The organism is Streptomyces exfoliatus, from assembly GCF_000725545.1.
GTDB classification, from domain to species: domain Bacteria; phylum Actinomycetota; class Actinomycetes; order Streptomycetales; family Streptomycetaceae; genus Streptomyces; species Streptomyces exfoliatus.
In genome coordinates, this window is record NZ_JNZP01000001.1 from 213,031 (window position 1) to 236,894 (window position 23,864).

General features: G+C 71.6%; 20 protein-coding genes. 12 read left to right on the forward strand and 8 right to left on the reverse strand.

The window, feature by feature from the left end; genetic code table 11:
- Window positions 1-3 precede the first annotated feature (3 nt).
- Together IO20_RS0101035 and IO20_RS0101040 are read left to right on the forward strand one after the other, a co-directional pair.
- Window positions 4-789 carry a DUF998 domain-containing protein gene (locus tag IO20_RS0101035; RefSeq protein ID WP_051874317.1) on the forward strand — a complete coding sequence of 262 codons (786 nt, stop codon included), beginning with the start codon at window positions 4-6 and terminating at the stop codon, window positions 787-789.
- Window positions 786-1,592, forward strand: coding sequence for an alpha/beta fold hydrolase (locus IO20_RS0101040; protein WP_030547623.1), 807 nt, complete (start codon window positions 786-788; stop codon window positions 1,590-1,592). Before IO20_RS0101035 ends, IO20_RS0101040 begins: the two co-directional genes overlap by 4 nt.
- On the opposite strand, the gene IO20_RS0101045 is transcribed toward IO20_RS0101040, so the two are convergent.
- The 4 genes from IO20_RS0101045 to IO20_RS40650 all read right to left on the reverse strand — a co-directional run bounded on the left by IO20_RS0101045 (window position 1,577) and on the right by IO20_RS40650 (window position 3,918).
- Complete coding sequence (locus tag IO20_RS0101045; RefSeq protein ID WP_030547621.1) at window positions 1,577-1,996, reverse strand: CBS domain-containing protein; 420 nt, start codon at window positions 1,994-1,996, stop codon at window positions 1,577-1,579. The two genes, IO20_RS0101040 and IO20_RS0101045, sit on opposite strands and share 16 nt — an antisense overlap.
- Window positions 1,997-2,120: 124 nt before the next feature.
- The gene (locus tag IO20_RS0101050) at window positions 2,121-2,774 is read right to left on the reverse strand and encodes a DUF305 domain-containing protein (protein ID WP_030547619.1); all 654 of its coding nucleotides are present in this window, start codon (window positions 2,772-2,774) and stop codon (window positions 2,121-2,123) included.
- Window positions 2,775-2,791: 17 nt separating this feature from the next.
- Window positions 2,792-3,439 (reverse strand): thioredoxin-like domain-containing protein, encoded by a 648-nt coding sequence (locus IO20_RS0101055; RefSeq protein ID WP_030547617.1) that lies wholly within the window; start codon window positions 3,437-3,439, stop codon window positions 2,792-2,794.
- 74 nt (window positions 3,440-3,513) lie between these two features.
- Entirely contained in the window at window positions 3,514-3,918 is a 405-nt protein-coding gene (locus IO20_RS40650; protein WP_245684842.1) for a hypothetical protein, read from the reverse strand.
- Window positions 3,919-4,208: 290 nt separating this feature from the next.
- On the opposite strand from IO20_RS40650, the gene IO20_RS0101065 reads away from it, so the two are divergent.
- The 3 genes from IO20_RS0101065 to IO20_RS0101075 all read left to right on the forward strand — a co-directional run bounded on the left by IO20_RS0101065 (window position 4,209) and on the right by IO20_RS0101075 (window position 7,466).
- On the forward strand, window positions 4,209-5,570 hold the full coding sequence (locus IO20_RS0101065) for a glutamine synthetase family protein (RefSeq protein WP_015033133.1): 1,362 nt from the start codon (window positions 4,209-4,211) through the stop codon (window positions 5,568-5,570).
- 254 nt (window positions 5,571-5,824) lie between these two features.
- Complete coding sequence (locus tag IO20_RS0101070) at window positions 5,825-6,865, forward strand: hypothetical protein (protein WP_051874316.1); 1,041 nt, start codon at window positions 5,825-5,827, stop codon at window positions 6,863-6,865.
- Between the two features lie 112 nt (window positions 6,866-6,977).
- Window positions 6,978-7,466, forward strand: coding sequence for a GNAT family N-acetyltransferase (locus IO20_RS0101075; RefSeq protein WP_211270334.1), 489 nt, complete (start codon window positions 6,978-6,980; stop codon window positions 7,464-7,466).
- A gap of 142 nt (window positions 7,467-7,608) precedes the next feature.
- On the opposite strand, the gene IO20_RS0101080 is transcribed toward IO20_RS0101075, so the two are convergent.
- Both IO20_RS0101080 and IO20_RS0101085 read right to left on the reverse strand, forming a co-directional pair.
- Window positions 7,609-8,040 carry a VOC family protein gene (locus IO20_RS0101080; RefSeq protein ID WP_030547608.1) on the reverse strand — a complete coding sequence of 144 codons (432 nt, stop codon included), beginning with the start codon at window positions 8,038-8,040 and terminating at the stop codon, window positions 7,609-7,611.
- A 160-nt stretch (window positions 8,041-8,200) separates the two neighbouring features.
- Window positions 8,201-10,219, reverse strand: coding sequence for a PIG-L family deacetylase (locus IO20_RS0101085; RefSeq protein WP_342668732.1), 2,019 nt, complete (start codon window positions 10,217-10,219; stop codon window positions 8,201-8,203).
- A 336-nt stretch (window positions 10,220-10,555) separates the two neighbouring features.
- Between IO20_RS0101085 and IO20_RS0101090 the strand changes: the two genes are divergently transcribed.
- A complete protein-coding gene (locus IO20_RS0101090) occupies window positions 10,556-13,543 on the forward strand; it encodes a bifunctional [glutamine synthetase] adenylyltransferase/[glutamine synthetase]-adenylyl-L-tyrosine phosphorylase (protein WP_030547596.1) in 2,988 nt (995 codons plus the stop codon).
- Between the two features lie 44 nt (window positions 13,544-13,587).
- Here the strand turns inward: IO20_RS0101090 and IO20_RS0101095 are convergent, their stop codons facing one another.
- Both IO20_RS0101095 and IO20_RS0101100 read right to left on the reverse strand, forming a co-directional pair.
- Window positions 13,588-14,541: a phosphatase PAP2 family protein gene (locus IO20_RS0101095; RefSeq protein ID WP_051874315.1), complete on the reverse strand. Its 954-nt coding sequence runs from the start codon at window positions 14,539-14,541 to the stop codon at window positions 13,588-13,590.
- An 89-nt stretch (window positions 14,542-14,630) separates the two neighbouring features.
- On the reverse strand, window positions 14,631-15,653 hold the full coding sequence (locus tag IO20_RS0101100) for a LacI family DNA-binding transcriptional regulator (protein ID WP_030547592.1): 1,023 nt from the start codon (window positions 15,651-15,653) through the stop codon (window positions 14,631-14,633).
- Window positions 15,654-16,001: 348 nt separating this feature from the next.
- Here IO20_RS0101100 and IO20_RS0101105 point away from each other — a divergent pair, with 348 nt between their 5' ends.
- The 6 genes from IO20_RS0101105 to IO20_RS0101130 all read left to right on the forward strand — a co-directional run bounded on the left by IO20_RS0101105 (window position 16,002) and on the right by IO20_RS0101130 (window position 23,850).
- Window positions 16,002-17,279, forward strand: coding sequence for an extracellular solute-binding protein (locus IO20_RS0101105; protein ID WP_030547590.1), 1,278 nt, complete (start codon window positions 16,002-16,004; stop codon window positions 17,277-17,279).
- Window positions 17,280-17,298: 19 nt separating this feature from the next.
- A complete protein-coding gene (locus IO20_RS0101110; RefSeq protein ID WP_030547588.1) occupies window positions 17,299-18,315 on the forward strand; it encodes a carbohydrate ABC transporter permease in 1,017 nt (338 codons plus the stop codon).
- Complete coding sequence (locus IO20_RS0101115) at window positions 18,312-19,178, forward strand: sugar ABC transporter permease (RefSeq protein ID WP_030547587.1); 867 nt, start codon at window positions 18,312-18,314, stop codon at window positions 19,176-19,178. Before IO20_RS0101110 ends, IO20_RS0101115 begins: the two co-directional genes overlap by 4 nt.
- Before the next feature lie 62 nt (window positions 19,179-19,240).
- A complete protein-coding gene (locus IO20_RS0101120; protein ID WP_030547585.1) occupies window positions 19,241-20,908 on the forward strand; it encodes a glycoside hydrolase family 13 protein in 1,668 nt (555 codons plus the stop codon).
- Window positions 20,896-21,999 (forward strand): LacI family DNA-binding transcriptional regulator, encoded by a 1,104-nt coding sequence (locus IO20_RS0101125; RefSeq protein ID WP_051750921.1) that lies wholly within the window; start codon window positions 20,896-20,898, stop codon window positions 21,997-21,999. Before IO20_RS0101120 ends, IO20_RS0101125 begins: the two co-directional genes overlap by 13 nt.
- A gap of 135 nt (window positions 22,000-22,134) precedes the next feature.
- Complete coding sequence (locus IO20_RS0101130) at window positions 22,135-23,850, forward strand: carbohydrate-binding module family 20 domain-containing protein (protein ID WP_030547581.1); 1,716 nt, start codon at window positions 22,135-22,137, stop codon at window positions 23,848-23,850.
- The last annotated feature ends 14 nt before the right edge of the window (window positions 23,851-23,864 follow it).

Consider the following 23,864-nt stretch of genomic DNA (forward strand, 5'->3'; position numbering starts at 1 on the left):
ACCATGACCGAGAAGGTGACGCGAGCCTCGGCCGCCCTGCTCGCCCTCGGCGCGCTCGCGTACACCGCGTGGGTGCTGGAAGTCGTCGTCAGGACCGGGCTCGACCCGGTCCGGACGTACGTCTCCGAGCTCGCCGCGGCCGACCAGCCCCTCGGCGGCCTGTTCCGGGCGACGGACCTGGTGGCGGGACTCCTCGTCCTGGCGGGGGCGGCGACGGGGCTCGCCGGTCGGTTCACGTCCGCCCGGTGGGTTGCGTCCGCCGGCCGGGGCGCGCTCGATGGCCGGCCCCGGGCGTCCGCCGGCCGGTTCACGTCCGCCGGGTGGATCGCGCTCGCCGTCTTCGGGGCCGCCACCGCCGTCGACTCGCGCCTGCCGCTCAGCTGCGCCCCGACCGCCGACCCCCTGTGCGCGGCCCGCGAGACCGCCGGACTGGTGCCCGCCACCCATGCGGCCCATGCGGTCAGTTCCGGCCTCGCCATGACCGGCGCGCTCGTCGCCATGGTCGCCCTGACCGTCGCCGCCCGCCGACACGGCCGGTGGCCGCCCCTCGCCCGTACCGGCCCGGTTCTCGTCGTCCTGGAGCTGGTGGCCACCGCCTGGACCCTGGCCGCCGTCGCCGCCTTCGAGGCCGGGAAGGGCACGTGGGCGCTCGGCGCGGGCCAGCGGTCCCAGGTGCTCCTGGTGGCACTGTGGCTCGCGGTCCTCGCGTACTCCCTCGCCACCGAGAAGGACCCCTTGCCCGACGGGAGCCCCACGACCGAGGTCCCCACTCCCCAGGAGGAACGGTGACCTTCGTACGCGTCGGGGGAGTCGCCCACCACGTCACCGTCGAAGGCTCGGGACCCGTCTGCGTCCTCAGCGCGGGGCTCGGCCTGAGCTGGTTCGACTGGGACCCCGTCGTCCCTCTCCTCGCCCCGCACCGCACGGTCGTCCGCTTCGACCGCCCGGGGCACGGCCTCTCCGCGCCCGCCGCCGCCCCGCCCACCGCCGAGGGCGAGGCCCACCGGATCGCCGGCCTCCTCGCCGCCCTCGGGCTTCCCGGGCCCGTCACCGTCGTCGGGCACTCGATCGCCGGGTTCCACGCGGAGGCCTTCGCCCGGATCCACCCGGACAGGACCGCCGCCCTCGTCCTCGTCGACTCCTCGGTGGAGGAACATCCCCGCCCCGGCCGCGCCACCGCCGTGGCCCGCCTCCTCGGCGCCGTCCTCTGCGCCGCCGGAGCCCCGGCCGCGCTCGGCCCGGCGGTCCGCCGCGCGGCCGTACGCCACGACCCGGCCCCGGCCGACCTCGTCCGCCGCGTCTACCGCACCTCACGCGTCCTGCGCGGCACCCTCCTGGAGAACGCCCGCTACGGAGCCGTCGCCGCAGGGCTCCTCGCCCTCCGCGACCGGCACCCCCTCCCGCCGTGCCTCCCCGTCACCGTCCTGGCCGCTCCCGACGGCTCGGCCCGCTGGGAGCGGCGCCAACGCGCGCTGGCCCGACGGCTCGGCGCCCACTACGAGGCGGTCGTGCCGTCGGGCCATCTGGTCATGCTGGACCGCCCGGACGCGGTGGCCCTGGCGGTCCTGCACCCGGGTCAGGAAGCGGCGTAGACGCTCGTACAGAACGCCTTGATCTGCTCGTCCGACAGGTGCTGCGCCAGATCGGCCTCGCTGATCATGCCGACGAGCCGCTTGTTCTCGATGACGGGCAGGCGCTTGATCTGGTGACTCTGCATCTCGTCCAGCACGGCGCCCACGTCCGCACCCGCCTCGACCCAGCGCGGGGTGCCCTTCGCCATCTCGCCGCAGGTGATCTTCGCCGGGTCGTGGCCCATGGCCACACAGCCGACCACGATGTCGCGGTCCGTGAGGATGCCGCAGAGGCGTTCGTTCTCGTCGGCGATGGGCAGTGCGCCCACGTTCAGGTCGCGCATCAGCTGCGCGGCGCGGTCGAGCGTCTCGTGTGCCGGGATCCACCGGGCCCCGGGGTGCATGATGTCCTTCGCCGTGGTCATGAGGTGCGTACCTTTCGTCGAACGCGGTCACCGTTACGTCCCCGAGCAGACTCATTCTCGGCGCACGACACGGCCCCCGCGACCGCAAGGGTCACGGGGGCCGTGGGCCGCATCGGCCGACCGGTCAGGCGGCGCCGCGCTTCTTCAGCATGTTCGCCATCAGCAGGATCTCGGACTCCTGCGCGTCGACCATGCCCTGGGCGAGGTCGCGCTCGATGTCCACGGAGCACTTCTGGACACAGCCCTGGGCCATGTGGACCCCGCCCCTGTGGTGCTCGGTCATGAGCTTCAGGTACAGGATCTCGGCCTCGCGGCCACTGGCCTTCCGCAACTCGTCCAGCTGCGCGTTGGTCGCCATGCCCGGCATGAGCGCCCCGTCGAGCGGCCCGGTGTCACCGGAGCCGCCCATGCCCATCCAGGTCATCGGCTCGACGCCGGACTGGACCTTGGGCAGCTCCCACAGGTCGAGCCAGCCGAGCATCATGCCGCGCTGGTTCGCCTGCGTGTTGGCGATGTCGTACGCGAGGCGGCGCACCTCCTCGTCCTGGGTGCGGTCCCGGACGATGAACGACATCTCGACGGCCTGCTGGTGATGGACGGACATGTCCCGGGCGAAACCGGCGTCCGCGGAGGTGGTCGACGGCGTGCCCGGCGCCTCCTCGCGCTCGGCGGAGGCGACGGTGACGGCGCCCCCGGCGAAGAGCAGGGCGAGCGCGACGGCGGTGACCGCCGCCCACTGGGTCCGGTTCGGCCGCCGGGCCGCAGCCGGGGAGGTCAGGCCGTCCTCGTCGCCGGTCACTTGTCGAGTCCGCCGGTGCACGCGGCGCCGGGCTCGGGGGTCTGCTTGCCCTGGACGTACTTCGTGAAGAAGGCGTCGATCCGCGGGTCGGAGGCGTTGTCCACGGTCACCTGCTTGCCCCAGGCGGACAGCATGATCGAGCCGGCCTGGTCGTCCACCGGGCTCATCAGCGTGTACTTGGTCTTGCCGACCTTCTCTTCCAGCTTCTTCACGTCACCGGCGTCGGCCTTCTTGTTGTACGTCACCCAGACGGCGCCGTGCTCGAGCGAGTGGACGGCGTTCACCTCGGAGATGGCCTGCTTGTAGACCACGCCGTCGCAGTTCATCCAGACCGGGTGGTGGTCACCGCCGACCGGCGGCTTCATGTCGTACTTCACGGCCGTCTCGACGTGGTTGCGGCCGAGCTTGGCGGCGTCCCAGGACTTCTCGGCGGCGATGGGGGCCTTCGCCGCGGCTTCCTTCTTGTCCTGCTCGTCGGACTTCTTCATCAGCACGAAGGTGCCGAAGCCGACGAGACCGAGGACGACGATCCCGGAGACGCCGATGGTGATCAGACGGTTGCGGCGCTCACGGGCCTGCTCGGCGCGGCGCATCTCCTCTATTCGGGCGCGGCGGTCGGCGTTGGCGGAGCGGTTGGCGGCCATGGTGATGTCGTCCTTCTTCAGGGATGGGGGTGGAGTTCGGGGGTGGACATGCGGGGGCGGTGAGCCCGCCGCCGCTAGGTCCGGAGAACTTGAAGGACGTGCAGGTCCGGCGCGCGCGGCTGGGCGCAGGAACGGCGTGCCGGGCCGTCGTCGGACGGCGGGTCGAGACGCGGGAGCCCGCCCTCCGCGTGCAGCGGCGGATCGAGCGGGGGCGCGCTGAGCACCGCGGGGGAGAGGGAGGGGAAGAGGGAGCAGCCACCCCGGTCGTACGGGCAGACGTACTCGCGCGCGACGGCGGAGCCCCGCGAGGCGTCGGCCCGGACGGCGTGGGGCCGGGCGGCGTGGGGCCGGGCGGTGTCGGCCGGTACGGCGTCGGCCCGCGGATGGTGGGCATCGGCCACGGTTCCCGCACCCGGCCCCGACCCCAGACAGAAGAAGAGCGCGGCGAGGAGCGTCGCCACGGCACTCACCAGTGCCATGGGACGCGCGTGTCGGGACAGGCGTTCGAGCCGTGGGGCCCCCATGGGCGGAGATCGTAGTGTGCGCGGGCCCTCTGTGGGCCGAACGGGGTACCACTCGGTACGAGGCCGGGTGTCCGCCGGACGGACGCAGCCGCGGACCCGGCCGTTCCCGCGTTACCTGAGTCACACCGGAGCGGGCAGTATGGGTGTGCAACGTGCGCGAAACCATGTGGTGGGATGCTCAGGTGCCCCCCGATGTGCCGAGGCGGTGGGAGCAGGCGGCCTGACCAGCGAGGATGGGTGTGGAAATGGACAAGCAGCAGGAATTTGTGCTCCGTACGCTTGAGGAGCGCGACATCCGCTTCGTACGTCTGTGGTTCACCGACGTGCTGGGCTTCCTCAAGTCGGTGGCCGTGGCGCCCGCCGAACTGGAGCAGGCCTTCGACGAGGGCATCGGGTTCGACGGTTCGGCGATCGAGGGCTTCGCCCGCGTGTACGAATCGGACATGATCGCCAAGCCGGACCCGGGAACCTTCCAGATCCTGCCGTGGCGCGCCGAGGCCCCGGGCACGGCGCGGATGTTCTGCGACATCCTGATGCCGGACGGCTCGCCGTCCTTCGCGGACCCGCGCTACGTGCTGAAGCGGGCGCTGGCGAAGACCTCGGACCTCGGCTTCACCTTCTACACCCACCCCGAGATCGAGTTCTTCCTGCTGAAGGACAAGCCGCTCGACGGCACGCGGCCGACCCCGGCCGACAACTCGGGCTACTTCGACCACACCCCGCAGAACGTGGGCATGGACTTCCGCCGCCAGGCGATCACGATGCTCGAATCGATGGGCATCTCGGTGGAGTTCAGCCACCACGAGGGCGCGCCGGGCCAGCAGGAGATCGACCTGCGGTACGCCGACGCGCTCTCCACGGCGGACAACATCATGACCTTCCGCCTGGTCATGAAGCAGGTGGCCCTGGAGCAGGGCGTCCAGGCCACGTTCATGCCGAAGCCGTTCTCGGACTACCCCGGCTCGGGCATGCACACCCACCTGTCCCTCTTCGAGGGCGACCGGAACGCGTTCTACGAGTCGGGCGCCGAGTACCAGCTGTCGAAGGTGGGCCGCTCCTTCATCGCGGGCCTCCTGAAGCACGCGGGCGAGATCTCCGCCGTCACCAACCAGTGGGTCAACTCGTACAAGCGCATCTGGGGCGGCTCCTCCCGCACGGCCGGCTCGGGCGGCGAGGCCCCCTCGTACATCTGCTGGGGCCACAACAACCGCTCGGCCCTGATCCGCGTCCCCATGTACAAGCCGGGCAAGACGGGCTCCTCCCGCGTCGAGGTCCGCTCCATCGACTCGGGCGCCAACCCGTACCTGACCTACGCGGTCCTCCTCGCCGCCGGCCTCAAGGGCATCGAAGAGGGCTACGAACTCCCGGCCGGCGCCGACGACGACGTCTGGGCCCTCTCCGACGCGGAACGCCGCGCGATGGGCATCGAACCGCTCCCGCAGAACCTGGGCGAGGCGATCGCCCTGATGGAGAAGAGCGAACTGGTCGCGGAGACCCTCGGCGAGCACGTCTTCGACTTCTTCCTCCGCAACAAGAAGCAGGAGTGGGAGGAGTACCGGAGCGAGGTCACCGCCTTCGAACTCCGCAAGAACCTGCCGGTGCTGTAGGGGCGGGCCAGGGCCGCTAGGGCCCTCAACGGACGAGCAGGGCCGACGGTCGCGAACCGTCGGCCCTCAGCCGTTCTGACGGCCGACGCCGTGGCTTCCGGGTGGGGGCCGTCGCGTCGACGAGCGCACTCTTGCTTGGCGATCATGCCTCAGGCATACTCCAGCCCTCCCCCCACGCACGGCTCCTTCCGCGGCCCCCTCCGGTGCCCGGGGAACGCGCCGCTCCGACGACCGTTCCCCTGGACAGGACCAGCGTGACCTTCGACCGTGTGCTTCTCCTGCTGCTCGTGGCAGGGCCCCTTTTCTGGTTCGGGCTGTTCCCGCTGCGCCCGCAGAGCAAGGTGCTCTCCGGGCCCCACCCCGCCCTGTGGCGGGCGATCCTCCTGGCGGGCCTCGGATTCTGGCGGCCGGGCGCGCGACTGATGGAGGAGGCCGGTCAGGACTGGGAGCGCCGTGCCCTCTACAGCCAGCGCCTCGCACGCGCCGGCGGATGGTGGTGGCCGCTGTGGGTGCGCGCCTGGGAGCGGGCGCGCCCGGGCGATCCGGACGTGGCGCTCGTCCGCGCGGCGGCGCAGGTCGGCCATGCGTGGCGGCTGCGCGGGGCCTACGCGGCGAGTATGACGCCGGACGTCCGGTTCAGATGGTTCCACGCCGCACTCTGCCGAGCGCGTGAGGACGTGGCGAAGGCGGCCCTGCTCAACCCCGCTGACCCGACTCCCCATGTGCTCGAAATCCGGATCGCCCTCGGCCTCGGGTATCCCCGTGACGTGATGAGGGAGCTCTGGGGCGAGCTCGTCGCACGCGCTCCGCATCACTTCGACGCCCACTACAGCGCGCTGCAGTACTGGAGCAGGAAGTGGCGGGGGACGGACAAGCTGGCGCGCGAGTTCGCGCGGACGGCCGCCGCCGACGCGCCGGCGGGCTCGCTGCTGGCCGCGTTGCCGCTGTTCGCCTGGTACGAGACGACGATGCACGACGACTACGCCTACCTGCACTGCACCTCTCCGCAGGTGCGGTCCATGGTGGCCGCGGCGGTGGAGGACATGGAACAGGCCGGGGGTCATCCGGCCCTGCCCCGCGTCCAGCACCTGGTCGCTCACTGCCTCCACGAGCAGGGGCGGCACCGGGAGGCGCTGCGGTATTTCCGTGCGGTGGACGGCTGGGTCGACGGGGTCCCCTGGCGCTACCGTCCGCTGGCGAGGTTCGCCTACCGAGGTGCGCGTACGGCGGCGGTTCGCGCCGTCGTCGCCGAGCGCCTGCGCCGCAGGCCCCCCGTCGGAACTCCTGCCCCCTGATCTCCCGGCTCCTCGTACGCGACAGACGTGGGCCCTACCGCAGCCGAGCGGTAGGGCTCCTGACGGTGGGAAATCCGTTGCCGGCGGGCCGCGAGCCGTGAACACTGCCCCGGTGAAGATCACTTCCGTCGCCACCGCGCGACTTCTGCTGCATCCCCTGACCGTCGTCGACGCCGAGCGTGTCGTGGCCCGGGAGTCCGGGCCGGGGGACCCGTGGGGGGAGGGGTATCCCGGGGACGGTGACGTCCGGTCGGCCACCGGGTTTCTGCGCGGGGTCGCCGAGCGGGGCGATCCGGGGGTGTTCCGGCCCTACCGGATACGGCTCGACGGCGTCGTCGTCGGCGGCATCGGGTTCCACGGGCCGCCTGACGCGCAAGGGGTCGTCACCGTCGGGTACGGGCTCGTGCCCGGGGCGCGCGGGAAGGGATACGCCTCCGAGGCCCTGCGGGCCCTCGTCGAGGTGGCGCGGCAGGCCGGCGCCGCCGGGGTGAAGGGGGACGCCGACCTCGACAACCTGGCCTCCCACCGGGTGATGGAGGCCGCCGGGATGCCGTGCGTGGCCCAGGACGCCACGCTCCGCCACTTCTACCTGGCCCTCTAGCGCCCGAGGCCGAGCCCGGCGGAGGGCCGCCGGGAGGGCGGCCGTGGCGAGGAGGGGTCACCCCGGCGGGTGTCCCGCCGGTCGAGCCGGGCGCGCGGCGGGACCGGCGAGACGTGCGGCGGGACCGGCGAGACGCCCGGCGTCAGCGGTCCGAAAGCTCCGACGGGGCCTCCTGGACCACCCAGCCGTTGCCGTCCGGGTCCTCGAAGGCCATGAACGAGTTCCAGGTCTGGCCCTTGCCGTCCTCCCAGCCCGACGCGCCCACGTGCCGGATCGGGGTGACGTCCACACCCCGGTCGACCAGCTCCGCCCGCGCGGCCTCGATGTCCGTGACGCAGAGCTGCAGGCCCTGCAGGCTGCCCGGCGCCATGTCCCTCGTGCCCGGCATCGACGGCATCCCGCTCAGCATCGCGATCGAACAGCGCGAGCCCGGCGGCGTCGCCTGGATGATGCGCATGCCCGGCGCCACCTCGTCGTCCAGGTCGATCTTGAAACCGCACTTGTCGCCGTAGAACTCCTTCGCCCGGTCCATGTCGGTGACAGGTACCGGGACGACTTCCAGGGTCCAGTTCATGGGGGGTCTCCTCAGAAACGCCAGCAGAGTCGTACCACCGTCGCCCACGAACGCCCCCTCGCGCACCTCGAATCGCCAGTCCGGTCCCTACTTCTCGGAGTGCGCCCCCGCGAGGAACTCAGCCGCCCCCGCGAGGAACTCAGCGGTCCCCGCGAGGAACTCAGCGGTCCGCCGGCGTCCAGTGCAGCCGGCCGTCCAGGCCGATCGCCGCCACCCCGTCCGTCCCCGCGTCCGGCGCCCCCGAGAACAGGAACCCCTCCAGGCTCCACACCGGCCGCGCCCCCGTCCGGCCGTGCGGCGCCGTCGCCAGGAAGCCCGTCCGCGAGCGGACCGCCAGCAGACCGTCGCCGCCGCTCACCGGGCCGAAGCCCGCGACCCCGGCGCCCGGCAGCTCCGTGACCGGCGAGACCGGGGCGACGCCCGAGAAGTCGGCGCTCCGCAGGTCGCCGGAGGCCGGCTTGCGGAACCAGAGCCGTACCCCGTCGCCGTCGGGCGCCGCGCTCGCGCTCAGCGCGAGCGTCGTCGCCGGAAGTCCCGTCCGCACCGGACCGGTGAGCGGCCCGCCGGGGCGCTCCTGCGCCCACGCCAGGACGGTCTTCGGGGTGCTGGCGAAGACGTATCCGCGCCCGGTCCCGTCCGTCGCCGCGACCGGATCGCCGTACACGTCCGTGCCGCCGAGCACCCGCCACGGCCCCCAGCCGCCGTCGGTGAGCTGCTCGCGGGCCGTCAGACGGTGCCGGCTGTCGCGCAGCAGCACGGTCGCCCGGCCGTCTCCGGCCACGGTCACGGCGGGCGCGCTGATGTCCGAGGTCCCGTCCGCGTCGCCCCGTTCGGGCGTGCCGAGGGAGCGCCACGCGCCGAAGACGCCGCCCGGCGCCGCCTGCACGGTGGTGACGACCTCGCGCCGGTAGCCGGCCGGGCCGTCCGAGAGGACCGTCCGGGTGCCGAAGACCGCGAGACGGCCGTCGGGCAGGGTCACGGAGGTGACCCCGCTGTCCAGGCCGCCGCCGGGCAGCAGCGTCGGGCCGTGCCACGCGCCGCCGCCCGCCGGCTTCCGCCAGGCCGCGAGCCGGCCGTCGAGGACGGAGAAGGCGTGGAGCCCGCCGTCCCCGTCCCGCTGCACCCAGGAGGTGGAGGTGCCCCGGGCGTACCGGACCGTCTGGGTCCAGCCGCGTCCGCCGGGCCGCGCGGCCACCTTGAGGTCCCCGCAGCCGGCGGCGGTCCCGCAGTCGTTGACGCCGTCGAGCCAGGCGTACGTCTCCAGGGTCTTCAGCTTCGCGCCCGCCGTCTCGGGGTCGAGCGTGTGCGGCAGGAGACTGGTGGGGTAGCCGAGGTAGTTCTGCACGCCGACGTGCGGATGCCCGGGGACCTCGGCGTACCGGGCGAGCGCGGCCTGCGTGAACCTCGCCCCGTACAGGTGGTCCTGGTGGTCCCTGAGCTTCCCGGTCTCCGGGTACGTGCCCGGGCTCGGGTCCTGCATCCGGACGAAGGTCGGCCGGAACCGGTCGAGCAGCCCCGCGATCGTCGCCACGACCTGGTCCTTCGTGTACGTGAAGTCGGCGCCGACCGGGGTGCCGGAGGAGCGCTGGGAGCCGAGCGCGGGGATCCGGCCGTGCCAGAGGCCGTTGAGGCTGTGCGGGCGGTCGCCGGTGGTCGAACCGGCCTCGCGTATCTGCAGCCACACCAGCCTGACCTGCGGATCGGCACGCAGCGTGTCCATCTCGGCCGTCGCGCCGCCGGCGGTGGGGATCGCGACCCGCTCCCAGGGACTGGTCCGGCTGCCGGTCGCCATCTCGGCGTACGCGGCGCGGATGCCGTTCTGCCGGGCCTCGGCGTAGTCCGCCTTGTCGGCCAGGGTCCGGGCGGCGTCGCGCGGGCGCGCGTTCACGCCGTCCGACTCGCCGGCAGTGAGGTAGACCGAGGTCAGGGGGTTGCCGGAGCGGAGGGACTGGGAGACGTCCGGGTTCATGAAGAACAGGTCGTCGTCCGGGTGCGCCACGATCTGCACGACCGACGTGGGCGCCTTCGCGGCCCGCCCGGGCTGGGAAGGCCCCGCCTGCGAAGGCACCGGCGCCTCCGCCTTCGGCTGCGCCGCGTGTGCCGTCGGCGTCCGGGGCGCTCCCGTCACCGAGAGCAGTCCGGCGAAGGTGCCGCCCACCAGGACGGCGGTCACGCCCACGGAGGCGGCCCTGCGGGGGGACGGGAGGAGACGGCGACGGGGGCGGACGGGCATGTTCGGCGGCGCGCTTTCAGCAAGGTGCGGACAGAGGGAGGGCAGGAGAGGAGAAGGACGGACAGGCGGCGGAGGCCCGCCCACGAGCGGGGCAGACCTCGGAACTACAAGACGGACTTTCAAGAAATACGGTTCATCGGCCCCGAAAAGCGATCAATGTGCGAGACGTCACGTGTGATCCGCTGCGAAGCGAAGGCCCGGCCGCCCCCGTCCCCCGCTCCGGATAGGCTCGATCCGCCCGGTCACCACCCGGGGTTGGACGTGCTCGGAGGGAGCGGCGGAATGACGGTGCCGGGGCGCAGGAGCAGCACCTTCTCACGTCTGCTGCGGCACGGGTTCACCGACCCCTCCGGGGCCGAGCGGCTCCTGGAGGTGCCCGAGCTGTCCGCCCTGCGCGGCGACTCCGTCCTCCTCGACGCCCTCGGCGCCACCGCCGACCCCGACCTCGCCCTGCGCGGCCTGGTCCGTCTGGCCGAGGCGCAGCCGGAGACCGAGCGGCAGACGTTCACGACCACGCTGCTCTCCGCCAAGCCCTTCAGGGACCGGCTCCTCGGGGTGCTCGGGGCCTCCGAGGCGCTCGCCGACCACCTGGCCCGGCATCCCCGCGACTGGGAGTCCCTCGTCACGTACGAGGCGGTCGACCTGCATCCGGGGGTCGCCGAGTTCGAGCGGGGGCTCGCCGAGGCCGTCGACGCGGTCACGCTGCGGGTCGCCTACCGCCGCTGCCTGCTCGCCATAGCGGCCCGCGACGTGTGCGGCACCATCGACGTCGCCGAGACCGCCGCCGAGCTCGCCGACCTGGCGACGGCGACCCTGCGCGCCGCGCTCGCCATCGCCCGTTCCGCCGCGCCCGCCGACGCCGCCCAGTGCCGGCTCGCGGTGATCGCGATGGGCAAGTGCGGCGGCCACGAGCTGAACTACGTCTCGGACGTGGACGTGATCTTCGTGGCGGAGCCGATGGAGGGCGCCGACGAAGGCAAGGCGCTCCAGGCCGCCACCCGGCTCGCCTCCCACCTGATGCGGATCTGCTCCGAGACGAACATCGAGGGCACCATCTGGCCGGTCGACGCCAACCTCCGCCCCGAGGGCCGCAACGGCCCCCTCGTCCGTACGCTCTCCTCCCACCTCGCCTACTACCAGCGCTGGGCGAAGACCTGGGAGTTCCAGGCCCTCCTGAAGGCGCGCGCCGTGGCCGGCGACCCGGAGCTCGGCGCCCAGTACATCGACGCCGTCTCCCCGCTCGTCTGGCAGGCCGCCGAGCGCGAGAACTTCGTCCCCGACGTGCAGAAGATGCGCCGCCGCGTCGTCGACAACATCCCCGCCGCCCAGATCGACCGTGAGCTGAAGCTCGGCCCCGGCGGTCTGCGGGACGTCGAGTTCGCCGTCCAGCTCCTCCAGCTCGTGCACGGCCGCAGCGACGCGGGACTGCACAGCAGCACGACCCTCGACGCGCTCGCCGCCCTGGCCGCCGGCGGCTACGTCGGCCGGGCCGACGCCGCCCAGCTCGACGAGGCGTACCGCTTCCTGCGGGCCATGGAGCACCGCATCCAGCTGTACCGGCTGCGCCGCACCCATCTGGTCCCCGAGGACGAGCCCGGCCTGCGCCGCCTCGGCCGCTCGCTCGGACTGCGCACCGACCCGGTCGCCGAGCTGAACAAGGAGTGGAAGCGGCACGCGGCCGTCGTCCGCCGCCTCCACGAGAAGCTCTTCTACCGGCCGCTGCTCGACGCCGTCGCCCAGCTCGCCCCCGGCGAGATCCGGCTCAGCCCGAAGGCGGCGGGACAGCGGCTCGAGGCGCTGGGTTACGTGGACCCCGCCGCCGCCCTGCGGCACCTGGAGGCGCTGGCCTCCGGGGTGAGCCGGAAGGCCGCGATCCAGCGGACGCTGCTGCCGGTGCTGCTCGGCTGGTTCGCGGACTCGGCCGACCCGGACGCCGGCCTGCTGGGCTTCCGCAAGGTCTCGGACGCGCTCGGCAAGACCCCCTGGTACCTGCGGCTCCTCAGGGACGAGGGCGCCGCCGCCGAGAACCTCGCCCGGGTGCTCTCGGCCGGCCGGCTCACCCCCGACCTGCTGCTCCGCGCCCCGGAGGCGGTCGCCCTCCTCGGCGACCCGGAGGGGCTGAAGCCGCGCGGCCGGGACCATCTGGAACAGGAGGTCCTGGCGGCGGTGGGCCGGGCGGGCGACGCCGAGCAGGCGGTCGCGGCGGCCCGCGGGGTGCGCCGCAGGGAGCTGTTCCGTACCGCGGCGGCCGACCTCATCGGCTCGTACGGCACGGAGGACAACCCCCGCGAGCGCGACCCCGGCGCCCTGGTCGACCGGGTGGGGGACGCCGTCACCGATCTCAACGCGGCGACGATCGCCGGCGCCCTGCGGGCCGCCGTGCGCGCCGAGTGGGGCGAGGAGCTGCCCACCCGGTTCGCGGTCATCGGCATGGGCCGCTTCGGCGGTCACGAGCTGGGGTACGGCTCCGACGCCGACGTCCTGTTCGTGCACGAGCCGCGCGAGGGGGGCGACGAGCAGGAGGCGGCCAGGGCCGCGAACCGGGTGGTCGCCGAGATGCGCAGGCTCCTCCAGCTGCCGACCGCCGACCCGCCGCTGCTGATCGACGCGGACCTCAGGCCGGAGGGCAAGAGCGGCCCCATGGTCCGCACCCTGAAGTCGTACGAGGCCTACTACCGCCGCTGGTCCCTGGTCTGGGAGAGCCAGGCGCTGCTGCGCGCCGCGCCCATGGCGGGCGACCGGGAGCTCGGGGAGCGGTTCATCGAGCTCGTCGACCCGCTGCGCTATCCCGCCGAGGGCCTCGGCGAGGACGCGGTCCGCGAGATCCGCCGCCTCAAGGCCCGGATGGAGTCCGAGCGGCTGCCGCGCGGCGCCGACCCGACGCTCCACGCCAAGCTGGGGCGCGGCGGCCTGAGCGACGTCGAGTGGACGGTCCAGCTGCTCCAGATGCGGCACGGCTGGGCGGAGCCGGGGCTGCGGACGACCCGCACCCGCGAGGCGCTCCGGGCGGCGCACGCCGCGGGCCTGATGGCGACGGAGGAGGCGCAGACCCTGGACGAGGCCTGGGTCCTCGCCAGTCGCGTCCGCAACGCGGTCATGCTGGTCCGCGGCCGACCCGGCGACACCTTCCCCTCGGACCCGCGGGAACTGGCCGCGGTGGGCCGGTACCTGGGGTACGGCCCCGGGCGCGTCGGCGAGCTGGTCGACGACTACCGCCGGATCACCCGACGGGCGAGGGCCGTCGTCGAGGAGCTGTTCTACGGGGGGTAGGCCCGCCGACCGCGCCCGCCGTCGTCGGCGGGGACCGGGTCAGGTCACCTGCCGGAGCTGACCCGCGGCTGCTCCGTCGGCTCGCCCGTATCGCCCGTCTCGCCGGTGACCTCGTCGGCCACCGCGGTCTCGCGGTCCTCGCCCTCCACGCGCGGCGGACCGCCCGAGGCGATCGGCGCCGCCGGTTCCACCAGCTTGGGCAGGTGGTGCGGCCGCGAGCCGTACCAGAAGTACGAGACGAGGAAGCCGAAGGCGAGGCAGATCATGCCGCCGACCGCGTCCAGCCAGAAGTGGTTCGCGGTGGCGACGATCACCACGAGCGTCGCCACCGGGTAGAGCGCGCCCAGGATCTTCGCCCAGGGCGCCTTGGCGAGCAGGAGGATGGTCAGCCCGCACCAGAGCGACCAGCCGATGTGCATCGACGGCATCGCCGCGTACTGGTTCGACACGTGCTTGAGGTTGCCCGAGGCCATCGAGCCCCAGGTCTCGTGGACGAGGACCGTGTCGACGAAGTTCTGGTTGGTCATGAGCCGGGGCGGTGCGAGCGGGTACAGGTAGTAACCGACCAGCGCCACACCGGTGGTGGCGAACAGCACGGTGCGGAACGCCCCGTAACGGCCCGGGTGCCACCGGTAGAGCCACACGAGTACACCGATGGTCACGATGAAGTGCAGCGTGGCGTAGTAGTAGTTCATCGAGACGATCAGCCAGGTCACCGAGTTCACGGCGTGGTTGACGGTGTGCTCGAAGGCCAGGCCGATGGACTGCTCGGCCTGCCAGATCCAGTCGGCGTTCTCGAACGCCTGGGCCTTCTGCTCCGGCACCGCGTTGCGGATGAGGGAGTACGTCCAGTAGCTCACCGCGATGAGCAGGATCTCGAACCAGATCGTGGGACGCCGGGGCCCGCGCGTCCGCAGCCGCGACAGCCTGCCGTCGGCCACAGTGGGTGACGACGGGGTCGTCCGGTCGTCCAAACTCTTCACGGTCGTTTCACCCATAGGCAGAGAGTGTGCCAGATCCCCTCCCCCCGACCGATCATCCCTCGAACGGGTGACGGGCGCACCCGCTCCCCCTCGGGGACGAGGTCTCAGGGACGAGAGGGAGCCGAGGCCGTTGAACCGCGAACGACCAGCTCAGGCATGAAGACGAACTCCGAGTGCGGGGCCGGGGTGCCCCCCACCTCTTCGAGCAGCGCGCGGACCGCGGCCTGCCCCATCGCCTGCACGGGCTGCCGGATGGTGGTCAGCGGCGGATCGGTGAAAGCTATGAGGGGCGAGTCGTCGAAACCGACGACGGAGACGTCCCGCGGCACGTCGAGCCCCTGCTGCCGGGCGGCCCTGATCGCGCCGAGCGCCATCATGTCGCTCGCGCAGACGACCGCCGTGCAGCCCCGGGAGATCAGCGCGCCGGCCGCCGCCTGACCGCCCTCCAGGGTGTACAGGGAGTGCTGGATCAGCTCCTCGGACTCCTCGGAGCCGAGGCCGAAGCGCTCCGCCATGCCCTGCTGGAAGCCCTCTATCTTGCGGAGCACCGGCACGAACCGCTTCGGCCCCACGGCGAGCCCGATCCGGGTGTGCCCGAGGGCGGCCAGGTGCGTCACGGCGAGCCGCATCGCGGCCCGGTCGTCGGGGGAGACGAAGGGTGCCTGGATCTTGGGGGAGAAACCGTTGAGGAGGACGTACGGGACGCCCTTGCCGCGCAGCTGGTCGTAGCGCGTCATGTCGGCGGTCGTGTCGGCGTGCAGTCCGGAGACGAAGATGATGCCGGCGACGCCGCGCTCCACCAGCATGTCAGTGAGCTCGTCCTCGGTGGACCCGCCGGGGGTCTGGGTGGCGAGGACCGGCGTGTAGCCCTGCCGGGTCAGGGCCTGCCCGATGACCTGCGCGAGCGCGGGGAAGATCGGGTTGTCCAGTTCGGGGGTGATGAGGCCGACGAGCCCCGCGCTGCGCTGGCGCAGTCGTACGGGACGCTCGTAGCCGAGCACGTCGAGCGCGGCGAGGACGGATTCACGGGTGGCCGTGGCCACGCCGGGCTTGCCGTTGAGCACGCGGCTGACTGTGGCCTCACTGACCCCCGCCTGGGCTGCGATGTCGGAAAGCCGCGCGGTCATGGGGATGGACTGTACCGGTCACGCGGCGTATTGCCCACCGCACGGATGATGCAAGCCACCTCGCAAGGTCTTGCAGTCCTTGCAGGGCGTGCGGGGTCGGTCACGGGGCGCACGCAGGCACCGGAGGGCGCGCGAGAGGCGTGTGTCACCTGGTGTCAAGCGATGCGATGGCAACCTTAGGGACACGTCGATGTAACGATCGCCGGTGCTTGCAGAAAGTTCTCGCAAGGTCTTTCGGCTCGTTTTCATCTTTGTTACGTTCCTGGCAACCCGGAGCGCCGCGAGGGAGCGGTCGCATGAGGAAGGTTCCAGCCCCTCGTCCCCCCGGGATCAGTTGAAGGAGTTCACATGCGGCGTGGCATAGCGGCCACCGCTCTGGTCGCGGCCCTGGGCGTGACCCTGGCGGCGTGCGGTAGTGACAGCGGTTCGAACGGCGGCGGCGCCAAGAGCTCGGGCGAGCTCTCCGGCACCGTGACCTGGTGGGACACCTCCACGGTCGGCTCCGAGGACAAGGTCTTCAAGAAGATCGCCGAGGACTTCAAGAAGAAGCACCCCAAGGTCACCGTCAAGTACGTGAACGTGCCGTTCGGTGAGGCGCAGAACAAGTTCAAGAACGCCGCGCAGTCCGGCTCCGGCGCCCCCGACGTCATCCGCTCCGAGGTCGCCTGGACCCCCGAGTTCGCGGACCTCGGCTACCTCGCCCCGCTCGACGGCACCGCGGCCCTGAAGAACAACGAGGACTTCCTCAAGCAGGCCGCCGCCTCCACCCAGTACAAGGGCAAGACCTACGGCGTCCCGCAGGTCATCGACTCCATGGGCATCTTCTACAACAAGAAGATCTTCAAGGAGGCCGGCGTCGAGGTCCCCAAGACCATCGACGAGCTCAAGACCGTCTCCGCCAAGATCAAGCAGAAGACCGGCAAGCCCGGCCTGTACCTGCGCGGCGACGACGCCTACTGGTTCCTCTCCTTCCTGTACGGCGAGGGCGGCGACCTCGTCGACGCCGAGAAGAAGACGGTCACCGTCGACAGCGCCGCCGGCGTGAAGGCCTTCAAGGTCGTCAAGGACCTGGTGGACTCGGGCGCGGCCAAGACCGACGCGACCGACGGCTGGAACAACATGCAGACGGCCTTCAAGGACGGCAAGGTCGCCATGATGATCAACGGCCCGTGGGCCGTCTCCGACACCTACGCCGGCAAGGAGTTCACCGACAAGGCCAACCTGGGCATCGCCCCGGTCCCGGCCGGCTCGGCCGGCCAGGGTGCCCCGCAGGGCGGTCACAACCTCGCCGTCTACGCGGGCTCCAAGAACCTCGACGCCTCCTACGCCTTCGCCGAGTACATGACCTCGGTCGAGACGCAGGCGACGGTCGCGAAGGAGCTCAGCCTCCTCCCGACCCGCGAGTCCGTCTACATCAAGCCGGACGTGGCGACCAACGAGATGATCGCCTTCTTCAAGCCGGTCGTCGACAAGGCCGTCGAGCGCCCCTGGATCCCGGAGACCGGCAGCCTCTTCGCGCCGCTCGTCACCGAGTACACCAAGGTCCTCACCGGCCAGACCACCCCGGACGCGGGAGCCAAGGCGACGGGCGACGCCTACCGCAAGCTCCTGAAGGACTGGAAGTAACAGGAAGGCAGGCCGGCTGATGGCTGTGGACACCCCCAGCCAGTCGGTGGTGAAGGCCGCGGGCGACGACGTCGCCCGCGGCCGGAGCCGCGGAACTGGTAAGCCCCGGCGCGCGGCGAAGAAGCGCTCCCTCTCCACCCACTGGTACGCCTGGGCGATGGTCGCCCCGGTGACCGTCGTGATCGCCGTGATCATCGGCTATCCACTGGTCCGCGGCGTCTACCTGTCGTTGACGAACGCCAACGAGCGGAACGTCGCCCGCTCGATCGGGGTCAACGAGATCCCGGCCACCTACGAGTTCGTCGGCCTGGACAACTACGCCGACGCGATCACCGGTGGCCAGTTCCTCGGCACGCTCGGCTGGACGGTCCTCTGGACCGTGTCCTGTGTGGCGATCACCTTCGCCCTCGGCCTGAGTCTCGCCAACGTCCTCAACCGCAGGATCGCCGGCCGCTCCGTCTACCGGATGCTGCTCATCCTGCCCTGGGCCGTACCCGGCTTCGTCTCGGTCTTCGCCTGGCGCTTCCTCTACAACCAGGACAACGGTCTCCTCAACAAGATCCTCACGGGCGGCGGCATCGACGGCGTCCCGTGGTTGAACGACCCCACCTGGGCCAAGTTCTCGGTCATCCTCGTGAACGTCTGGCTCGGCATCCCGTTCATGATGGTCGCCCTCCTCGGCGGGCTCCAGTCCATCCCTGGCGAGCTGTACGAGGCCGCCGAGATGGACGGCGCCAACGCCTGGCAGCGCTTCCGGCACATCACCATGCCCGGGCTCAGCTCGGTGTCCACGACGGTGATCCTGCTCTCCACCATCTGGACCTTCAACATGTTCCCGGTGATCTTCCTGCTCACCCGGGGCGGACCCGGCGAGGCCACCCAGATCCTCGTCACCCAGGCGTACAAGTTCTCCTTCGAGATCAGCCCGCGCGACTTCGCCCAGTCGTCCACGTGGGGCGTCCTCATCCTGGTCCTCCTGATGATCTTCGCCGCGATCTACCAGCGCGTCCTCCGCAAGCAGGGAGAAGTCTGGTGACCACCACGACCCCCACCCCCACCGCGAACCTCCCCGTCCGCGGCCGCCGTTCGCCGCTCGCCTCGGTCGCGCTGCACGTCACGCTGATCACGGCGTCCGTGATCGCCGTCTTCCCCGTGCTGTGGGTCCTGCTGACCTCGCTCAAGCCGGCGCAGTACGCCACGACGACGGACTTCTTCAAGGAGACGACGCTCGCGAACTACACGAACCTCCTGAACGACACCCCGTTCCTGACCTGGTTCGCCAACTCGCTGCTCGTCGCCGGTCTCACCACCGTCATCGGCGTCTTCATCTCCGCCACCACGGGCTACGCCGTGAGCCGCTTCCGGTTCCCCGGCAAGCGCGGCCTGATGTGGACGCTGCTCATCACCCAGATGTTCCCGGTCGCCGTCCTCATCGTGCCGATCTACAACATCATGGCGTCGATGGGCCTGCTCAACCAGCCGGTCGGCCTGGTCATCACGTACCTGACGATCGCCGTCCCGTTCTGCGCGTGGATGATGAAGGGCTTCTTCGACACCATCCCGCGCGAGATCGACGAGTCCGGCTACGTCGACGGACTCACCCCGTTCGGCACCTTCTGGCGGCTGATCCTGCCGCTGGCCAAGCCGGGCATCGCCGTCACCGCCTTCTACTCCTTCATCACCGCCTGGGGCGAGGTGGCCTACGCCTCCGCCTTCATGGTCGGCGACGAGAACCTCACCCTGGCCGGCGGACTGCAGAAGTTCGTCAACCAGTACGGCGCCCAGTGGGGCCCGATGGCCGCGGCCTCCGTGCTCATCGCCATCCCCGCCGCCCTGGTGTTCCTCTTCGCCCAGCGGCACCTGGTCACCGGCATGTCAGCCGGTGCCGTCAAGGGCTGACGGCCCTGAGCGCCCCTCCAGTACGCACCCCTGTACGCACCTCCTTACCTCCCAGGGAAGACATGACCCAGCATCTCGCCACCCCGGCCGACGCCCCGACCACCGGCACGCACACGGGCTGGTGGAGAGACGCGGTGATCTACCAGGTCTACCCGCGCAGCTTCGCCGACGGCAACGGCGACGGCATGGGCGACCTGGAGGGCATCCGCAGCCGGCTGCCGTACCTCAAGGAACTCGGCGTCGACGCCGTCTGGCTCTCCCCGTTCTACGCCTCGCCGCAGGCCGACGCCGGCTACGACGTCGCCGACTACCGGGCCATCGACCCCATGTTCGGCTCGCTCCTCGACGCCGACGCCGTGATCCGCGACGCCCACGAACTGGGCCTGCGCATCATCGTCGACCTGGTCCCCAACCACTCCTCCGACCAGCACGAGTGGTTCCAGCGCGCGCTGCGCGAGGGCCCCGGGTCCGTCCTGCGCGAGCGCTACCACTTCCGCCCCGGCAAGGGGAAGAACGGCGAACTCCCGCCGAACGACTGGGAGTCCATCTTCGGCGGCCCGGCCTGGACCCGCACGGAGAACCCGGACGGCACCCCCGGCGACTGGTACCTGCACCTGTTCGCCCCGGAGCAGCCCGACTTCAACTGGGAACACCCCGCCGTCCGCGACGAGTTCCGCTCGATCCTGCGCTTCTGGCTCGACATGGGCGTCGACGGCTTCCGCGTCGACGTCGCCCACGGCCTGGTCAAGGCCGAGGGCCTGCCCGACCTCGGCGCCCATGACCAGCTGAAGCTGCTCGGCAACGACGTCATGCCCTTCTTCGACCAGGACGGCGTCCACGAGATCTACCGCTCCTGGCGGAAGGTCCTCTCCGAGTACGACGGCGAGCGCATCCTCGTCGCCGAGGCCTGGACCCCGACCGTCGACCGCACCGCGAACTACGTGCGCCCCGACGAGATGCACCAGGCGTTCAACTTCCAGTACCTGGGCACCCACTGGGACGCCGCCGAGCTGCGCCGCGTCATCGACGAGTCGCTCCAGGCGATGCTCCCCGTCGGCGCCCCCACCACCTGGGTGCTGTCCAACCACGACGTCACCCGGCACGCCACCCGCTTCGCCAACCCGGCGGGCCTCGGCACCCAGCTGCGCACCCCCGGCGACCGCGCACTCGGTCTGCGCCGGGCCCGCGCGGCGACCCTGCTGATGCTGGCGCTGCCCGGCTCGGCGTACGTCTACCAGGGCGAGGAGCTCGGCCTGCCGGACGTCACCGACCTGCCCGACGAGGTCCGTCAGGACCCGTCGTTCTGGCGGGCCAGCGGCCAGGACGGCTTCCGCGACGGCTGCCGGGTCCCGATCCCGTGGACCGTCGAGGGCTCCTCGTACGGCTTCGGCGACGGCGGCTCCTGGCTGCCGCAGCCCGCGGCCTGGGGCGGCCTGAGCGTCGAGGCCCAGACCGGCGACCCCGGCTCCACCCTGGAGCTGTACCGCAGCGCGCTCGCCGTGCGCCGCGAGCGCCCCGAACTCGGTGCGGGCGAAGGCGTCCAGTGGCTGGAGGCACCCGAGGGTGTGCTCTCCTTCCGCCGCGACGGCTTCGTCTGCACCGCCAACACCACCGGCCGGGCCATCTCCGTCCCGCTGCCCGGCCGGTATCTCCTCTCCAACGAGGAAGTGCGGATCGTCGACGACGAGGCCTTGGTGCCCGCCGACACCACCGTCTGGTGGGCGGTGTGACGATCCCCCTGCCGCGGGGCACCGGAAACGGTGCCCCGCGGCTCGCGGACATCGCGGCCCAGTCCGGGGTCAGCGAGGCCACCGTCAGCCGGGTCCTCAACGGCAAGGCGGGGGTGGCCGGCGCGACCCGGCACAAGGTGCTCGCGGCCCTCGACGTGCTCGGCTACGAGCGTCCCGTACGCCTCAAACGCCGCAGCGCGGGTCTCGTGGGGCTCGTCGTGCCCGAGCTGACCAACCCGATCTTCCCGGCGTTCGCGCAGGTCGTCGAGCAGGTCCTCGCCGGGCACGGCTACACCCCGGTGCTCTGCACCCAGATGCCCGGCGGCGCCACCGAGGACGAGCTCGTCGAGCAGCTCGTGGAGCGCGGGGTGGCCGGCATCGTCTTCCTCTCCGGCCTGCACGCGGACGCCTCCGCCGACCCGGCCCGCTACGCCCGGCTGACCGCCCGCGGCGTGCCGTACGTCCTCATCAACGGCTACAACGAGCACATCGACGCCAACTTCGTCTCCCCGGACGACCGGGCCGCCGCCCGCATGGCCGTACGGCACCTCGTCGAGCTGGGCCACGAGCGGATCGGGCTCGCCATCGGCCCCACCCGCTACGTCCCCTCCCGACGCAAGGCCGAGGGCTTCGCCGCCGAGCTGTACGAACTCCTCGGCGTCGAACGCGCGGACGCGGAACGGTTCATCAGACCCACGCTCTTCGGCGTCGAGGGCGGCCACGCCGCCGCCGACATCCTCCTCCGCGAGGGGTGCACGGGCATCGTCTGCGCCTCCGACCTGATGGCGCTCGGTGTGATCCGCGCCGTCCGCGCCCGCGGTCTCGACGTGCCGGGGGACGTCTCCGTCGTCGGCTTCGACGACTCGCCCCTGATCGCCTTCACCAGCCCGCCGCTGTCCACCGTGCGCCAGCCGGTCCAGGCCATGGCGACGGCCGCCGTCGGCGCGCTCCTGGAGGAGATCGAAGGCAATCCGGTGCAGCGCACGGAGTTCGTCTTCCAGCCGGAGCTGGTCGTCCGCGGCTCCACCGCGCAGCCGCCGGCCAAGGCCGCGGCGGCCTTTTCGCAGGTGGTCCCGCAAGTCCTTTCGTAACAACTTGCGTTGGGCTGTCCGGAGGGTTGACCGGGCACCGGGGCACTCGTACGGTCACGGCTGAAAACAGTTGCTGAACTTTTCGGCAACTTCTTGCGACACCGACTGCGACACCGACGTCGTACAGGAGGAAGCATGGCCAGAAAAACCGTGGCCGCTGCACTCGCCCTCGTGGCGGGAGCCGCCGCTGTGGCCGTCACGGGAAACACCCCGGCGCAGGCCACCCCACCCGGCGAGAAGGACGTCACCGCGGTGATGTTCGAGTGGAACTTCGCCTCGGTCGCCCGTGAGTGCACCGATCGCCTGGGCCCCGCCGGATACGGATACGTGCAGGTCTCCCCGCCGCAGGAACACCTCCAGGGCGGCCAGTGGTGGACCTCGTACCAGCCGGTCAGCTACAAGATCGCCGGACGTCTCGGCGACCGCACCGCCTTCAAGAAGATGATCGACACCTGCCACGCGGCGGGCGTCAAGGTCGTGGCCGACTCCGTCATCAACCACATGGCGAACGGCTCCGGCACGGGAACGGGCGGGACCCCGTTCTCCAAGTACGACTACCCGGGCCTCTGGTCCGGCTCCGACATGGACGACTGCCGCTCCTCGATCAGCAACTACGGCGACCGCGGCAACGTCCAGAACTGCGAACTCGTCCAGCTCCCCGACCTCGACACGGGTGAGGAGTACGTCCGCGGCAAGATAGCGGGCTACCTGAACGACCTCCTCTCGCTCGGCGTCGACGGCTTCCGGATCGACGCCGCCAAGCACATGCCGGCCGCCGACCTCGCCAACATCAAGTCCCGGCTGACGAACCCGAACGCGTACTGGAAGCTGGAGGCCATCCACGGCGCCGGCGAGGCCGTCTCCCCGAGCGAGTACCTCGGCAGCGGAGACGTCCAGGAGTTCCGCTACGCCCGCGACCTCAAGCGCATCGTCCAGAGCGAGAAGCTCGCCTACCTCAAGAACTTCGGCGAGGCCTGGGGCTACATGCCCTCCGGCCAGTCCGGCGTCTTCGTCGACAACCACGACACCGAGCGCGGCGGAGACACCCTCTCCTACAAGGACGGCGCGAACTACACCCTCGCCTCCGTCTTCGCGCTCGCCTGGCCCTACGGCTCCCCGGACGTCCACTCCGGCTACGAGTGGACCGACAAGGACGCGGGCCCGCCCAACGGCGGCCAGGTCAACGCCTGTTACACGGACGGCTGGAAGTGCCAGCACGCCTGGCGCGAGATCTCCTCCATGGTGGCCTTCCGCAACACCGCGCGCGGCCAGGCCGTCACGAACTGGTGGGACAACGCCGGCAACGCCATCGCGTTCGGCCGCGGCTCCAAGGCGTACGTGGCCATCAACCACGAGTCCTCGGCGCTCACCCGCACCTACCAGACCGCCCTGCCCGGCGGCACCTACTGCGACGTCCAGTCGAACACGCCCGTGACGGTGAACTCGTCCGGCCAGTTCACGGCCACCCTCGCCGCCCACACGGCCCTGGCCCTGCACGTCAACGCCACCGGCTGCGGCACCACCCCCACCACGCCGCCGACGACGAACCCGCCCGCCACCTCCGGCGCCTCGTTCAACGTCACCGCCACCACCGTGGTCGGCCAGAACATCTACGTCACCGGCAACCGCGCCGAGCTCGGCAACTGGTCCACCGCCGCCGCCGTGAAGCTCGACCCGGCCGCGTACCCCGTCTGGAAGCTCGCCGTCGGCCTCCCCGCCGGCACGGCCTTCGAGTACAAGTACGTCCGCAAGGACGCCGCGGGGAACGTCACCTGGGAGTCCGGTGCCAACCGCACCGCGACCGTCCCCGCCTCGGGCCAGATCGTCCTGAACGACACCTTCCGCAACTGAGCCTCCCCCTCTCC